The sequence below is a fragment of the Nocardia sp. Tas62D01 genome (assembly GCF_055232035.1).
In genome coordinates, this window is record NZ_JBUYUZ010000001.1 from 1,719,861 (window position 1) to 1,733,223 (window position 13,363).

A 13,363-nucleotide genomic window follows, 5' to 3' on the forward strand; every position below is an offset into this window, starting at 1 on the left:
GCGGGGGTGGGGTCGTGAGTGGTGGGCAGGCGAGGGACGGCCAGCGGGAACGTTATTGCGGTCGGCAGGTTTGTTCGCGAGGAGCCGGGTCCCGCTGCCGCGGTCGAACCGCGCCGATGCTCATGTCGATGCGCCGAGTACAGGCGAACCGGATACGTCCGTGGCCCTCAGTTGCGAGAGGGCGTAGGCGGAGGTTCCGGGTCGGCCCCGATCACGCCGCCGGGGACGGTACGCGGAACCTCCCCGATCAACTCTTCGGTGTTGGTGGCGTTGATGAGGTAGTCCGGTATTTTGTGGGTGTTTTCCTCATCGGACTTGCCCTTGCCCGCACCACCGCCGCCCATGCCGGACATCCCGGCTCTGCCACTGGCGCCGGCAGCGGCCTTGGCTGCTGCCGGATTCACGCCGGTGGGTGTGCCCGGCACGCCAGCGACGCTGCGCCCGGGGCTCGGCGTGTTCGACTGCCTGGGTGTGCCGGATCCGCTGGGAGAGCCCGGGATGCCGGTCGGGTTGCCACTGGGAGTGCCTGAGGGAGTGGTCGGAGTGTTGGACTTGGACGGGTCCTGCGTGGTCGGTGTCGTGGGGGTGCTGCTCGGATTGGTCGACGTGGGGTTGGTGTCCGAGGACGTGGGCTGATCGGTGGACTTGTCCCCGGGCTTGTTCTGGTCGGGATTCTCGGACGGGCTCGTTGGACCGTTGGATGTGCCTGGGCCACTGGGGTTATGCGTGCCTGGGTCGACGCCGCCGGGTTTGGTCGGGCCGGAGATGTCCAGGGGGTTGGTGGGGTTGATCGCCGTGGGGAGTACGGGGACTCGCCCGTCGTATTCGGCGAACTTGTTCACGTAGTTTTGGAGCATGGCGCTGCGAGCGCCCGCGGTTGCCTCGTTGGTGGTCTGTTCTTCCTGGGCAGCTCGCGGCGGCCATACGTACGTGGTCCAGGAGTGATGGTTGGCCTCCGGGATCCCGTTGGCGACGCTGCGGATCGACTCGGCGGCGGCCTGCATGTCGTTGGACAACTGCGTGATCAGCGGGGTCAGGTCGTGGGCACCCGTGACGTAGCGGGTGATCGCGTCTTTGGCCTTATCCGCGGCCGAGCCTTCCCACGCCTCGGCGATCGAGCCTTGGACAGAACGGGCGAAGGTTTCGAGCCCCTGATCCCAAGATGTGGCCGCGTTGGAGTAGCTCATCGCGGCGTCGTGGGCGGGTTGAGGATCCAGCGGCTTGAACGCTTCCTCGATGTCGGTACGTTCCCAATGGAATACGTTCTCCCCGTGTGGGGGGATTTGAGTGGACTCGTTGCCTGTCAACGGATCACCCTTTCCTTACAGGCCTGGCCAGGAGAAGATCTTCGGCGTAGCCGGTGGCTGCTGCGGCAGGTTCGACACGAGATCCTGGTATCGGGCCGCCTGGTCAGCATCGACGCCGGTGATGCGTTCGCGGACGGTGCGAAACAGGGTCTGGAAGTCTTCGATGACCTTGTAGTGCGACTCCAACACCGCGTAGACGCTGTTCTGGTTCTGCGTGCTCTGCGACTTCTCCCGCCAGCGCTTGACCATCGTCTTGCCGGACACCAGATCACGTTCCCCTTGCGGGGTGAAATGCTCACCGAGATCCCATTTATCCTGGTTAGAGATGCGGGTCATCGTTGCCTGGATATCTCGGATCTGGTCCTTGAAGTATTGGCAGTCGCGGTCGACGTAGACGAACTTCTCAAGATCCATCCGCACCGATAGCCGGCCCTCCCGGGCCTCGGTGATCAGGTTCGCCAATGGGCTCGCTGGAGTCTTGTCATCGTTTGCCATGTGGGTCCCCTCCCAGTTCGGTCCGTGTAGCAGTGCTCAAGCAGTGGCGGGCAGGCTGGGCACAACCTTTTCCGCCAAGCCCCGAACAAGCACGCAGGAGTCGATGCTGCCGGTGTCGCTATTCGACGGCGGATTGTTCAGGTTGAAGTCGAGGCTGCCGCCCTTCATCTCGACGTTCACTGTGCATGCTTCTTTGATGAAGGGGCCATCGAACTGGCGTGTCGAGATCGCCCGCCGACCGTCGATCGTGAACTCGGCGGCCTCGGGGAAGTTGCGGCTGCGGATGAGATCAATCGTCAGATTCGTCGTACGGATACTCACCCCGTAGCCGTTTGACCGCACCCATTGACAACCGATCCATCGGACCCCTCCGCCCGCGCTGTCAGTGACGGTGTGCTGGTTGTGCAGCTTCTCTGAGTCCAGCACGCTTTGCGGAACGTCCTTACACGGGTCGTAGCTGCGCGGCACATCAGCCGCCACCGACGGCCCGGCGCTCGTCGAACTCGTGGCCGGTTTGGCGTCTCCGCCGGTCGATGACCCACAACCGGACAGCAGCACAACAGCCCCGAGCACGAACGCGGCACCGAGCAGTGTGTTCCCCCTGCTGGTCATACGGTTTCCTCCCGATCGCCGACTGTGTCGAGGATATCGATCAGGGTCGGCCCGGCTCCCCGCCCCTCTTTCAGCTGGATCGACCGTACCGGCCGGTTAATCAGCGTGCAACCGTCCCCGGGCGGCTTCGCGCGAAGTAGAAGGCATGCTCTGCGGGCGCGGACAGCGACCTGGATGCCTTCGCATTACGCAGAGCGCTGTGGCGCATTCCCGCCGAGTACAAGGTCCGCGCCAGAACGAACCGCCGCCCGCGATCACAATGCCGCCGAACCTGTTGCGCGGGCTGGCCTTTCAAAGGTAAAGACAGCAGACGGCCCCGTCTCGACATTGGATTGTCGGGGACAGAGCCGCCACGGGGTGTTCGGTGTTGTAGGGTCTCAGATCGCGTGACACGTTGATCTCCGCTCACCACTGGATCCTTCGGTTGTCTCACGGGATGTAATGCGGCTTGAATCTCAGTTCCGTGGCATTTCTTCAGTTTTGGTGAGGTTGTGTCGTCTCAATGCGTCAGCGGCGAGCTGGTGCCATGGGTGGCCCTCGTCTGGTCCCCCGGCCGCGCGTCAGCTCGAGATGCGGGCTTCGATGCCGTCGAGGAACATGGCGCTGCTCGACGGCGCCCTGCTCGGCCTCGCGTTGGCCGCGCACCCGGACAACTTTCCCGCCGCCGTCAAAGAATACGAACGCGAGATGTTCGAACGCACCAGCGCTGCCGGCCGGCAGTCCGCGCACGTCCAGGAAATCCTGACGTCGCCGGACGCCAGCCAGAAAATGCTCGCATTCTTCCAACCTGGCTGAATGTAACCGAATACGACCAGGCAACCGGCCGCCCCATGTCGCTGATCCCATGCTTCGTCCAGACAGGTCGCTTGGATGATCGCCGTCGCGTCTCGATCGTCGGGGCCGTGGGCGGCCCGGCGCATCACGCGCTTCACTGATGAATTGCGCGAAGCAGCTCTCTGGTCGTCTCGACGCAACGTTGGGTTGCCTGGGTGCATATGCGGCAGTGTTCGTGACGCTCGGCATGGGTGCCGCACAGCCGACTGCTGCGCTCACAGGCCAGCAGGCAGGCCTCGAGCTGAGCGCTGAGCACGCTGCTGTCCGGGCCGGCGTGCCGGGTCAGCAGCCTGCGGGTGGCCGACACGACGTCCGCGCAATCCAGGTCGGCGACCACCGACGAGATCAGCGGACCCACGTTCGGTTCCGACAGCATGCCCGCCGCGCACGCGGTGAGTGCCTCCTCGCATTCCAGGAGGGTGTCCACGCTGGCGGCGATGTGCTCACTGCCGAGATTGCTATCGATGTTCAAGCTCTCGAAGAGCTCATGAGTATGAGACATGACGGCCTCTTATCGGGAGAAGCTCATTGGCCGCCTCTCATTCTTCGCCGCGAAACCGGTGTTGTACAGCGGCACCGCGACCAATCCGCCGCCCCGGCAGTTACCGCATCAACCTTCCCAGACGGGGCACTAGCCATGTTGCCGCCAGCTGATTGACCTGGTCATTCTTGGTCTGTCTCTCACAGCGTCTCGACGCTCACCGTCGCAAACGACCGAACCTCCTCGGCATCGTCGTCGGCACAACGGAACGCCACCTGCACAACATCGACGGTGACCGACCGCAGAGACCCCGGCGCACTCGACACCGCCGCGCTCGCCAACCCGAATCCTCCTGCTGTGGACCGTAACTGGCGAGGGTCATCCACCAACCGGCCAGCCGAGGAAGCGGAATCTCAAAATCATGGCCAACTGGCACGCCGTGGCCCACCATTCTGAGATTTGGCCACGTTTTTTGAGACCCTACAAATTTGTAGGGTCTCACGGCTGTCTTCGTCTCCCGAGGCCTTGAACAGGACTTCTTCATCTTGTCTCGAGATGCGGCGCTTCCTGTTGGTCTCACCGTGCGCTTCATTTTCTAGCAGCCGTCGAGAACGATCGACTGCTTCACCGCTGCGACCAGTACCACCCGCCAATCCCCCCGGACGTGCCGCAACAACCGCACTGCGACAGGCCGCGAAACAGTGACCACAACCGAAAATGACAGGGCAGCAACCGAAGTCGGCGACGGTCACCAGATATCGGCCCAGACGGGCCGTTTGGGAATGTCGAACAACGCGGAATTCTTGTGGACCACAATGGGAACCGAGGAGCCGACGCTCAGTCGCTCGGCCAGTGCTCGCGCTTTGACCTCGCGGAATTCAGGGTAGAAGTACTGCTTGCGCACGCGGGCATCGGCACCCGAGTCTGGGTGTGGGAACTGAACTTCGACTCGCACCCGGAAGAAATCGAAGTTGAACGTACCCGAACGGTAGTTGGATCGCAGATCCGACTCGACCACCACCGCGGACATCGCGATCCCGTTCCGCCGCAGGTAATTCCGGCGCAGCCGCCATGCGGCGGCCAGCACGAGCATCCACGCACCCATGCCCAGCAATAGGCTCGCCGGTAGAGACAGCGCCATGGCGACCGGCGAACCGGTCCACCGGGCTATCGTGATACCAAGGTCCAGCGCGCCCGTCATGAAGGCCACCGCCGCTGCCGTGACACCCAGTGTCCACACCAGCGACATCGGGCCGATCAACCTCTGGGACCGCGCCACATCAACTCCTCGAGCAAACCGGCTGTAATCCACCGACGGTAATGGCGCCTCGGCACGCGAACGTCACGGCGCCCTGCGTCTCAGCGCCAGCGCCGCTCATCGGGGTGCTCGTCGAAGTCGTCCGGCCAGTCACTGGGGCCGACCACGGTTTCGCCAGGTCGCGGACGACGGGTGGGGGTCTGGGTGGGCGGCCACGTAGGGGCCGGAGGCGGGGTGGGCGCTTGTGGGGGTTCCGGGGTCCACTTCCAGGTGAACAACGGCGAGCTCTTCATCTCGGCGACTTCCGGTGGTACCGGGCGGGCGAGGGTTTCGATGTCGCACCAACGGCATTCACCGTTACTGACTCGTTCGGCATATGCCTTCAGCGCCGGGGACGCGGTGTCCAAGCCGGCGACCATCGAGATGAATTCCTCGGTCACCTCGGTGGGACCGTCGAAGAGTTCGTCGATGTCTATGTTGGTCAGGCGGATGGTGGCGGTGCGTAGACTGTCTACCGCGTCCATGACCTTCCGGGCGATCGCCTCCACCTCAGGGTCGAGATCGGGCTCCCGCATGCTGCCCCATTGGGGTCTCGTCATGACGCGTTCTCCCACGGCGCTGTGCCGGACCCGGCATCATACGACTGTGTGGGGCGGTTCACGGTGTCGCCGTAATGGGAAATTTGTTCGATATCCTTGGCGAGGGCCGCCTTACGGGTCGCGTCGTCAACTTTCTTGGTGACCGGCGCGATGGCCTCGTCCAGCTTCTGTTTCCCCTTCTCCTTCAACTGGCCTACCGGATCCTTGATGATGTCGAGGAGCTTCTTGAAGGCATCGGCAAGCTCTTTGATCTTGATGACCACGTTGATGGCGGCATTGATGAGCATACCGATGTCAACGACCAGCTTGGCGATGCGGGCAGCTCCGAGACCCGGGACGGCCGCGGACAAGATATTGGCGACCGACTTGAGAGCGCCCTTGATGTCGTCGAAATCGACATACTTGTTGAGCATCCCCCACAGCCCTTCGAGGATGAGTTTGATGCCATCCCTGATCTCGTCGGGGACCTTGCCCGCACAATCACTGACGATCCGGCCGACCGGGACTTCCCATGTCATTGCCGCCACCTGCTTGGTCGCCCACTCGCTGAAGGCTACGGAGGCTTTACCGTCCCAATTGGGTTTGCCGTCGGTGCTACCGTCGATCCGCTTCACTCCGGATTCGAGATTCTTACCGCATGCCTCGAGCCCGTTGCCGGCTGCCTTGTAAACCTCACCGAGCCTGCGGATCTCGGACCAGTTTCCCGGAGGCTTATTCATAACCCCTCGGAGGCTGATGTCGGTGCGGGTATCAGCAAACTTGTGGCGGATGGTGCGGTACAGGTGCGGTACGGAGCGGCGCGGTCTTGTTCCCGGAATTGCCTGCATGGCAGCAGCTTCGAGTCGGCCACCGTGTCGAGGAGCCCGGCGTGTCAGCCTTGTAAAGGCAACGGCTCCAAAGTATCTCATTCGCGAAGACCAATTCTGCGGAAGAGATACGAGGAGCCGTGCGGTACGAGGCTATTGCGGGGCTGACCCATGGGCAACTGACCGAGCTCACGGCACGTCTGCACCCCGAGGTCGGCGTGTTGACCTCGGCGGGACGCCCCTACGTGCTGGGCCTGTTCCGGTCGGTTGCGTTGGTGGTCACATTGATTCGCAAGAACATGACCCAGGACGTAGCGGCGGCGTTCTTCGGTGTCAGCCAGCCGACCGCGAGCCGCCGCCCGGATCTGCTGCGCCCGTTGATCGGGGAGGTCCTCGCCGAATTCGTCCCCGACCCCGGGGAGATGATCGGCAAGGGAACCGCCCGCCTCGACGGCACGATCTGCCCGACCTGGGACTGGTCGGCGATCCCAGACCTGTTCTCCGGAAAGGCCGGATACCCCGGCATGAACGTCCAAATCGCCACCGACCTCGACGGACAGATCGTCGCGATCTCGACCACGCCGGTGCACGGCGCACGCCACGACGCCCACGCCTACGCCGCGTCCGGCCTCGCCGATGCGCTCGCCGATCTGCACACCGTCGCCGACCTCGGCTACGTCGGCGTCGACGGCATCGACCTCGTGCCGATCAGGAAACCCAAAGGCCACGACCGCCACCCCGACGACGCCACCTTCAACACCGAACTGTCGGCCGTCCGCGCCACCGTCGAACGCGCAGTCGCCCACCTCAAAACATGGCGCATGCTCAGCGAGGAAGGAGGCCGCTACCGCGCCCCCATCGACAAATACGCCAGCATGCTCCAAGCAATCATCGGGCTACTCTTCTTCAGCAGGGCTTATGAATAAGGCTCCCGGAACCGGCTCCAAGCATGTTACCAGCGGATCGTATTCGGTTCCCGCCGCGCGAGTGATGCTCTTGATGGACTCGTTCACACTGCCGAGCACCGGGAAAACTTCGGCGACGGCGGCGGGGTCGTGTCGCATGCCGGGATGGGCATGCTGCGGGAGACCGCGGATCTGACCGGGCTGTCCGCGCAGGTCACGGCCGTGTTGGCCGACACGTACCGGGGACCGTGGATCTACGCGGAGTGAAGGGGCAGTGTGCGCAGATACACGAGGATCGGCTGCTACCGGCGGTGCGGCGGCTGTATCTGACTGCGACGCCGCGAATAATGACCATCGGTGGCACCGAGAGTGTGAGCATGGACGATCCCACGGTGTTCGGTCGGCAGGTGTTCCATCTACCATTCGCGGCCGCGATCGAGTCGGGATTGTTGGCCGGCTATCGCGTGGCAGTGGTGACGGTTACCGACGCGGAGGTGGCCGAACTGACCGCCGCACGCCGGTTGGTGACCGTCGAAGGTCGCGCGGTATCGGCGCGGATGCTCGGCATGCAGGTCGCGTTGGCAAAGGCGGTGCGCGACTATGGATTACGCCGAGTAATCACCTATCACGGTCGGGTCATGGCGGCGACTCGGTTCGCCACGGGGTTGGCCGCCGCGATCGAACTGTTGCCCACCGGTGACAGGCCGCTGCGGGAGGTGCGTGCCCGCTGGGTCAGCGGGGATATGGCGCCGCGGCACCGTCGGGCAGCGCTGGCCGCGCTACAGCGGCCCGGCGACGGGACCGTGGTGGTCTCGAATGCGCGCGTTCTCGCCGAGGGCGTGGACGCGCGCAGCACGCAAACAATCGCGGTGGCGGATCGGCGTGCAACACCTCGAGGTGTACCGGAGCGAGCACGGCCACGCAGGCATCGACAACAGCTACCGCACCACGGACGGATTCCGGCTCGGCGCGTGGCTCGCGCAATGCCGACGCGACCATCGCTCGGGCACGCTACCGGCGAACCACGCGGCGGAACTATCCGCACTCGGCGCGCTTATGCACCCAGTTGCATAGTACCGAGTGTCACGGCTAATCTTGCTGCATGGCCCTCGAGCATGCGCTGCTGGTATCGCTGACCGAGCGGGCCGGCTCTGGGTACGAGCTGGCGCGCCGGTTCGACAAGTCCATCGGGTTCTTCTGGAGCGCCACCCATCAGCAGATCTACCGGGTACTCAAGCGCATGGAGGAATCCGGCTGGTTGACCGGCGAGTCGGTGACGCAGGAGGGCAGGCCCGACAAGAAGGTCTACTCGGTGAGCGACGCCGGTCGCGGCGAACTCGCCCGCTGGATCGCCGAGCCCACCGATTCCGGGATGCCACGCAACGAGCTCGGCGTGAAGATCCGCGCCGCCGCGCACGGCGATATCGGCGCACTGTGCGACGAGGTGGCCCGGCACCGCGAGCAGCACAACCGGAGACTCGAACTGTTCCGACTGATCGAGAAGCGTGACTTCCACGTACCGGATCAGCTATCCGGTACGCCTCTGCACCAGTACCTTGTCTTGCGCGCGGGCATCCGCGTCGAGCTGGGGTTCGTCGAATGGTGTGACGAAGTTCTGCAAGCCCTGCAACCGGGTGCGACAGGACCGCACTCGGAACCCGAGAAAAGTGAGACTCGCAGATGAGTTCCTTCCCCCACCTGTTCGAGCCCCTCGACCTCGGCTTCACTACGCTGCGCAACCGCGTGATCATGGGGTCGATGCACACCGGCCTGGAGGATCGCGCCTGGGACACCAACAAGCTGGCGGCCTACTTCGCCGAACGCGCCCGTGGTGGCGTCGGCCTGATCATCACCGGCGGCTACGCCCCGAACCGCACCGGCTGGCTGCTGCCCTTCGGCGCGAAGCTCACCAATAAGACCGAGGCCTACCGGCACCGGGCGATCACCAAGGCCGTGCACGAAGAGGGCGGCAAGATCGCCATCCAGGTCCTGCACGCGGGCCGCTATTCCTATATGCCCGGCAGTGTGTCGGCCTCCTCGATCAAGGCCCCGATCAACCCGTTCCGGCCGCGCAAGCTCTCGGCCAAGGGCATCGAGCAGACCATCGATGACTACACTCGCTGCGCGAAATTGGCCCAGTTCGCCGGGTACGACGGCTGCGAAATCATGGGTGGTGAAGGCTATTTCATCAACCAGTTCCTCGCGCCACGCACCAACAAGCGCACCGATAAGTGGGGCGGCTCGGCGGAGAACCGCCGCCGCATCGCGGTGGAGATCGTGCGCCGCACCCGCGCCGCGGTCGGCCCGAACTTCATCATCGTATTCCGGCTGTCGATGGCCGAGCTGGTCGATAAGGGCCAGACCTTCGACGAAATCATCGCGTTGGCAAAGGATCTCGAAGCCGCGGGCGCGAATATCCTGAACACCGATATCGGCTGGCACGAGGCGCGCGTCCCGACCATCGTGACCTCGGTGCCGCGTGCGGCGTTCGTCGAGTTCACCGCGAAGATCACCGAGCAGGTGAACATTCCGGTCTGCGCCTCCAACCGGATCAATATGCCGGAGATCGCCGAGGAGATCCTCACTCGCGGTGACGCCCAACTGATTTCGCTGGCCCGGCCTTTCCTGACCGATCCCGAGTGGGTGAACAAGGCCAAGCAGAACCGGGCCGACGAGATCAACACCTGCATCGCCTGCAACCAGGCCTGCCTCGACCACGCCTTCCAGCACAAGACCGTGTCCTGCCTGCTGAACCCGCGTGCGGGCCACGAGACCGAGCTGAAGCTGCTGCCGACCCGGCGCACCAAGCGCGTCGCTGTCGTCGGCGCGGGCCCGGCCGGACTCTCGGCGGCGGTCAGTCTCGCCGAACGTGGCCATCGGGTCGATCTTTTCGAGGCCGACGATAAAGTCGGCGGCCAGTTCGATATCGCCCGCCGCATTCCGGGTAAGGAAGAGTTCAACGAGTCGATCCGCTACTACACCAGGATGCTCGAGGTCACCGGCGTGACCGTGCACCTGAACAAGCGTGTCACCGCGGGCGAGCTGATCAACGCCCGCTACGACGAGGTGGTGCTGGCCACCGGCGTACGCCCGCGCATTCCGAACATCCCTGGCATCGATCATCCGATGGTGCTGTCCTACGCCGAGCTGGTGCGCGAAGAACGGCCCGTTGGCAAGCGCGTCGCCGTCATCGGCGCGGGCGGCATCGGCTACGACGTGAGCGAATTCCTCACCGTCGAAGGCCATCCCACGCTGAAGCTCGACGAGTGGAAGCAAGAGTGGGGCGTCGACTCCGAGGACGAGCAGGTCCGCGGCCAGCTGACCACCCCCAAACCCGCACCCGCCGCCCGCGAAGTCATACTGCTGCAACGCAAGTCGACCCCCTTCGGCAAAGACCTCGGCAAGACCACCGGTTGGGTGCACCGCGCCGCGCTCGAGGCCAAGGGCGTCGAGCACGTCGGCGGCGTGAACTACGAGCGCATCGACGACAACGGCTTGCACATCAGCTTCGGCGAGAAACGCCAACGTCCGCAACTGATCCCGGTCGACAACGTGATCGTCTGTGCGGGCCAGGAATCTGTTCGCGAACTGGAAGAGCCGCTACGTGCCGCTGGCGTCAATCTGTATCTGATCGGTGGCGCGGACCTCGCCGCGGAACTCGATGCCAAGCGCGCCATCGACCAGGGCACTCGCCTGGCGGCACGCCTCTAACCGAAATCAGGACACCGAGCAGCACGCGGCGGCGACCGCTCGCCCCTCGGCGGTGGCGTGGAGCTGCGCGCCGGATCCGCTACCCGGGCAAGGGCGTTGTGTCGGCGCGGACACACAGTGGATGTCACTGCGCGAAAAGAACATTCGGGTCCGAAACCGAAGAATTGTCCGCACTGACAACAAAACCACTTCGGAGGATCCCATGTCGCGCTTCACAACGATGATCAACACGGCCGCCGTCGCGCTTGCCGCTGCCGGGGTGCTGGCCCTGTCGGCGACGCCAGCCGCTACCGCAGACCCGGCGCCGGCCTGGACGTCGGCTTCGGCGCCGGTACTCGCGAAAACCCAAGGGTGGCTGAACATCTACAACGGAGCGGCGCCGCAGGGAACGAATGCGGTGGAGCTCAGGGCGGTCACCGACCCGGCGGTCGGGCTGCGCGTCACCGACCGTGACGGCCGCTCGCTCTACCGATTCGATAAGGACGCCCCCAAGCCGTCGAAGTCGAACTGCAACGGCGACTGTGCCGTCACGTGGCCGCCACTGCTTGTCAGCCAAGGTCAGGGGCTCTATGTGCAGGGCATCGACCCCACGCTGACCGGATTCGTCGAGCGCGCGGATGGCTCGTGCCAGATCACCATCGGTGGGTGGCCGGTGTACTACTTCGCGAAGGATAAGAAGCCCGGGGATCTGGTGGGCCAGGGCGTCGGCGGCACGTGGTTCGCCGTCGCACCCAACGGCGGTAAGGCGCTCGCGAAATAGACGTTCACGTGGCGGTGCGGATCAGCGCCGCCCGGTCTACCACGGTGATGCGGCCACGGGTCAGGGCGAGGATGTTGCGTTGTTGCAGTTCGCGTAGCACCTTGTTCGCCGTGGCCCGCGTGGTCCCCGCCATGGACGCCAAATCGTCCTGGGTGAGCCGGATCTCCGCAACGGGACGCGATCCTCCGTAGATAAGTGCGAGGTCGACAAGACGCCGGACCACCCTGGTTTCGACCGGCAGATACAGAGCCTCGAGCACCTGCGCGGAGAGCCGCTGTACCTGCGCCGCCAGCGTGCCGATGATGACCCGGTCGATCTCCGGGTACGTCTGGCGCAGTGTCGCCAACTGGGTGCGGCTCAACGTCAGCGTCTCTACATTTTCGACAGCTTCGACGGTCGCGGTGCGTCGGGAGTTGCTGCCGGCCACCGCTAATTCGCCGAACGAGTAACCCGGACCGAGCATGGTCAGCGTCGCGATGTTCCCGAGGGGGGTGGCGACTCGAACGATGAGCCGCCCGGACTTGATCAGATGCAGACAGTCGCCGGGATCGCCTTCGTGACAAAGGATTTCCCTGCGTTTGAACCGTCGCGGCGTGCAGGAGGCAAGAATTTCGCGCCGCTGCTGTTCGCCCACACCGCGCAGTATCTCGAAATCGGTCGTCACCGCAGCCCTTCCAACACATAGCATGTCACCGGCTCATTCCGGCCTTTGACAGTAACCGCGCCCCGGCTGCGCACCTGCGCGCGCGAGCCGAGTTCCGCATAGGTCAGCGAGCCGATCACCACAGTCCCAGGCTCCGCCAAACTCTCCAGCCGGGCAGCGAGATTCGTCGTATCGCCGATCGCGGTGTAGTTGCGCATCTGCGGCGCGCCGACGTTGCCGACCAGCGCCGGACCGATATTGACCCCGACCCGGAAGCGCGGCCAGTCCGGATGCCGAACCGCCGTTTCGGCGACCACCCGCTGGAGGGCGAGCCCGGCTCCCGCCGCCCGCAACGCATGATCCGGCTGGCGGGCCGGCGCGTTGAACAGGGCCATCACCGCGTCGCCGACGAACTGCACGACCGTCCCACCCCGGTCCAGAATCTCCGGCACGATCACGCCGTAATACAGCCAGAAATGCTCCGCGTGATGCTCGTAGTCCATATCGAGTGCGGGACGGGAGACCAGGAGCCATAACCCGAACGCCGGCAACGATAGGTGTCCCAGCCAGAGGATGACCTTGAGCTTGAACACGACCCGAACGCTACCCCTCGGCTCGGCCAGGTGTATCCACAGCTCACCGGGTTTCGGGGCGTTTAACATCGCCAGGGAACCGATGCCCCAGGTGGGCGCGGGCGTATCGCAACCAACGCGCCTCCGAGGTGAACCCCAGCAGCGCCTGCATCATCGCCAAGGTCACCAACTCGGCGTCGGTCAACTCCGGTGCGATTCCGATCCGTGGCCGCCATGGCGCTAACCCCGGTGAGTCCCTCAACATGTCGTCGGTCTTCACATAGAGTGCTGTTGCGAGGGTGTCCATTTCGTTCGTCACACAATGACCTGAACACCCTCACCCCACGTCTCTGCTCGATACTCATTGCGAGACAGTAGAT

The 13,363-nt window shown here is 64.4% G+C and carries 16 protein-coding genes and 1 pseudogene; 6 read left to right on the top strand and 11 right to left on the bottom strand.

The features are described from left to right. Positions 1–167: 167 nt before the first annotated feature. Genes ACV7NQ_RS08305 through ACV7NQ_RS08315 form a run of 3 tightly spaced genes read right to left on the bottom strand, consistent with a single transcriptional unit; the run spans position 168 to position 2,360 of the window. Positions 168–1,307, bottom strand: a complete 1,140-nt coding sequence (locus ACV7NQ_RS08305) for a WXG100 family type VII secretion target (RefSeq protein ID WP_463359083.1) — start codon at positions 1,305–1,307, stop codon at positions 168–170. Positions 1,308–1,322: 15 nt separating this feature from the next. Beyond that, positions 1,323–1,802: a hypothetical protein gene (locus tag ACV7NQ_RS08310; RefSeq protein WP_463359084.1), complete on the bottom strand. Its 480-nt coding sequence runs from the start codon at positions 1,800–1,802 to the stop codon at positions 1,323–1,325. A 36-nt stretch (positions 1,803–1,838) separates the two neighbouring features. Further along, complete coding sequence (locus ACV7NQ_RS08315) at positions 1,839–2,360, bottom strand: DUF3558 domain-containing protein (protein WP_463359085.1); 522 nt, start codon at positions 2,358–2,360, stop codon at positions 1,839–1,841. A gap of 636 nt (positions 2,361–2,996) precedes the next feature. Between ACV7NQ_RS08315 and ACV7NQ_RS08320 the strand changes: the two genes are divergently transcribed. Continuing rightward, positions 2,997–3,209 (top strand): hypothetical protein, encoded by a 213-nt coding sequence (locus tag ACV7NQ_RS08320; RefSeq protein WP_463359086.1) that lies wholly within the window; start codon positions 2,997–2,999, stop codon positions 3,207–3,209. Between the two features lie 133 nt (positions 3,210–3,342). On the opposite strand, the gene ACV7NQ_RS08325 is transcribed toward ACV7NQ_RS08320, so the two are convergent. From ACV7NQ_RS08325 to ACV7NQ_RS08345, 5 genes are all read right to left on the bottom strand, one after another. After that, a complete protein-coding gene (locus ACV7NQ_RS08325; RefSeq protein ID WP_463359087.1) occupies positions 3,343–3,750 on the bottom strand; it encodes a hypothetical protein in 408 nt (135 codons plus the stop codon). Between the two features lie 179 nt (positions 3,751–3,929). Beyond that, a complete protein-coding gene (locus ACV7NQ_RS08330) occupies positions 3,930–4,070 on the bottom strand; it encodes a hypothetical protein (RefSeq protein WP_463359088.1) in 141 nt (46 codons plus the stop codon). A gap of 407 nt (positions 4,071–4,477) precedes the next feature. Continuing rightward, the gene (locus tag ACV7NQ_RS08335; RefSeq protein ID WP_463359089.1) at positions 4,478–5,008 is read right to left on the bottom strand and encodes a hypothetical protein; all 531 of its coding nucleotides are present in this window, start codon (positions 5,006–5,008) and stop codon (positions 4,478–4,480) included. A gap of 80 nt (positions 5,009–5,088) precedes the next feature. Beyond that, positions 5,089–5,586 (bottom strand): hypothetical protein, encoded by a 498-nt coding sequence (locus ACV7NQ_RS08340; RefSeq protein WP_463359090.1) that lies wholly within the window; start codon positions 5,584–5,586, stop codon positions 5,089–5,091. Beyond that, entirely contained in the window at positions 5,583–6,413 is an 831-nt protein-coding gene (locus ACV7NQ_RS08345; protein WP_463359091.1) for a hypothetical protein, read from the bottom strand. Before ACV7NQ_RS08345 ends, ACV7NQ_RS08340 begins: the two co-directional genes overlap by 4 nt. A gap of 119 nt (positions 6,414–6,532) precedes the next feature. Between ACV7NQ_RS08345 and ACV7NQ_RS08350 the strand changes: the two genes are divergently transcribed. The 5 genes from ACV7NQ_RS08350 to ACV7NQ_RS08370 all read left to right on the top strand — a co-directional run bounded on the left by ACV7NQ_RS08350 (position 6,533) and on the right by ACV7NQ_RS08370 (position 11,768). Continuing rightward, on the top strand, positions 6,533–7,318 hold the full coding sequence (locus ACV7NQ_RS08350) for a transposase family protein (protein WP_463359092.1): 786 nt from the start codon (positions 6,533–6,535) through the stop codon (positions 7,316–7,318). A gap of 795 nt (positions 7,319–8,113) precedes the next feature. Next, positions 8,114–8,371 carry a helicase associated domain-containing protein gene (locus ACV7NQ_RS08355; RefSeq protein WP_463359093.1) on the top strand — a complete coding sequence of 86 codons (258 nt, stop codon included), beginning with the start codon at positions 8,114–8,116 and terminating at the stop codon, positions 8,369–8,371. A gap of 28 nt (positions 8,372–8,399) precedes the next feature. Beyond that, positions 8,400–8,981: a PadR family transcriptional regulator gene (locus ACV7NQ_RS08360; protein ID WP_463359094.1), complete on the top strand. Its 582-nt coding sequence runs from the start codon at positions 8,400–8,402 to the stop codon at positions 8,979–8,981. Continuing rightward, positions 8,978–11,008, top strand: coding sequence for an FAD-dependent oxidoreductase (locus tag ACV7NQ_RS08365; RefSeq protein ID WP_463359095.1), 2,031 nt, complete (start codon positions 8,978–8,980; stop codon positions 11,006–11,008). The genes ACV7NQ_RS08360 and ACV7NQ_RS08365 overlap by 4 nt, the downstream gene beginning before the upstream one ends. A gap of 202 nt (positions 11,009–11,210) precedes the next feature. Next, entirely contained in the window at positions 11,211–11,768 is a 558-nt protein-coding gene (locus ACV7NQ_RS08370; protein WP_463359096.1) for a hypothetical protein, read from the top strand. A gap of 4 nt (positions 11,769–11,772) precedes the next feature. On the opposite strand, the gene ACV7NQ_RS08375 is transcribed toward ACV7NQ_RS08370, so the two are convergent. The 3 genes and pseudogenes from ACV7NQ_RS08375 to ACV7NQ_RS08385 form a co-directional block, all read right to left on the bottom strand. Beyond that, positions 11,773–12,432, bottom strand: a complete 660-nt coding sequence (locus ACV7NQ_RS08375) for a Crp/Fnr family transcriptional regulator (RefSeq protein ID WP_463359097.1) — start codon at positions 12,430–12,432, stop codon at positions 11,773–11,775. Beyond that, the gene (locus tag ACV7NQ_RS08380; RefSeq protein ID WP_463359098.1) at positions 12,429–13,004 is read right to left on the bottom strand and encodes an adenylate/guanylate cyclase domain-containing protein; all 576 of its coding nucleotides are present in this window, start codon (positions 13,002–13,004) and stop codon (positions 12,429–12,431) included. Before ACV7NQ_RS08380 ends, ACV7NQ_RS08375 begins: the two co-directional genes overlap by 4 nt. 73 nt (positions 13,005–13,077) lie before the next feature. Continuing rightward, positions 13,078–13,302 (bottom strand): annotated as a pseudogene (locus ACV7NQ_RS08385) (IS982 family transposase); the annotation flags it as partial. Positions 13,303–13,363: the final 61 nt, after the last annotated feature.

What these genes read in the sequence shown, in the direction of transcription:
- ACV7NQ_RS08355 (WP_463359093.1), top strand. Translation starts at nt 8,114, where the DNA reads ATGCGCGCGTTCTCGCCGAGGGCGTGGACGCGCGCAGCACGCAAACAA.
- ACV7NQ_RS08320 (WP_463359086.1), top strand. Translation starts at nt 2,997, where the DNA reads ATGCCGTCGAGGAACATGGCGCTGCTCGACGGCGCCCTGCTCGGCCTC.
- ACV7NQ_RS08365 (WP_463359095.1), top strand. Translation starts at nt 8,978, where the DNA reads ATGAGTTCCTTCCCCCACCTGTTCGAGCCCCTCGACCTCGGCTTCACT.
- ACV7NQ_RS08325 (WP_463359087.1), bottom strand. Translation starts at nt 3,750, where the DNA reads ATGTCTCATACTCATGAGCTCTTCGAGAGCTTGAACATCGATAGCAAT.
- ACV7NQ_RS08360 (WP_463359094.1), top strand. Translation starts at nt 8,400, where the DNA reads ATGGCCCTCGAGCATGCGCTGCTGGTATCGCTGACCGAGCGGGCCGGC.
- ACV7NQ_RS08310 (WP_463359084.1), bottom strand. Translation starts at nt 1,802, where the DNA reads ATGGCAAACGATGACAAGACTCCAGCGAGCCCATTGGCGAACCTGATC.
- ACV7NQ_RS08370 (WP_463359096.1), top strand. Translation starts at nt 11,211, where the DNA reads ATGTCGCGCTTCACAACGATGATCAACACGGCCGCCGTCGCGCTTGCC.
- ACV7NQ_RS08340 (WP_463359090.1), bottom strand. Translation starts at nt 5,586, where the DNA reads ATGACGAGACCCCAATGGGGCAGCATGCGGGAGCCCGATCTCGACCCT.
- ACV7NQ_RS08345 (WP_463359091.1), bottom strand. Translation starts at nt 6,413, where the DNA reads ATGCAGGCAATTCCGGGAACAAGACCGCGCCGCTCCGTACCGCACCTG.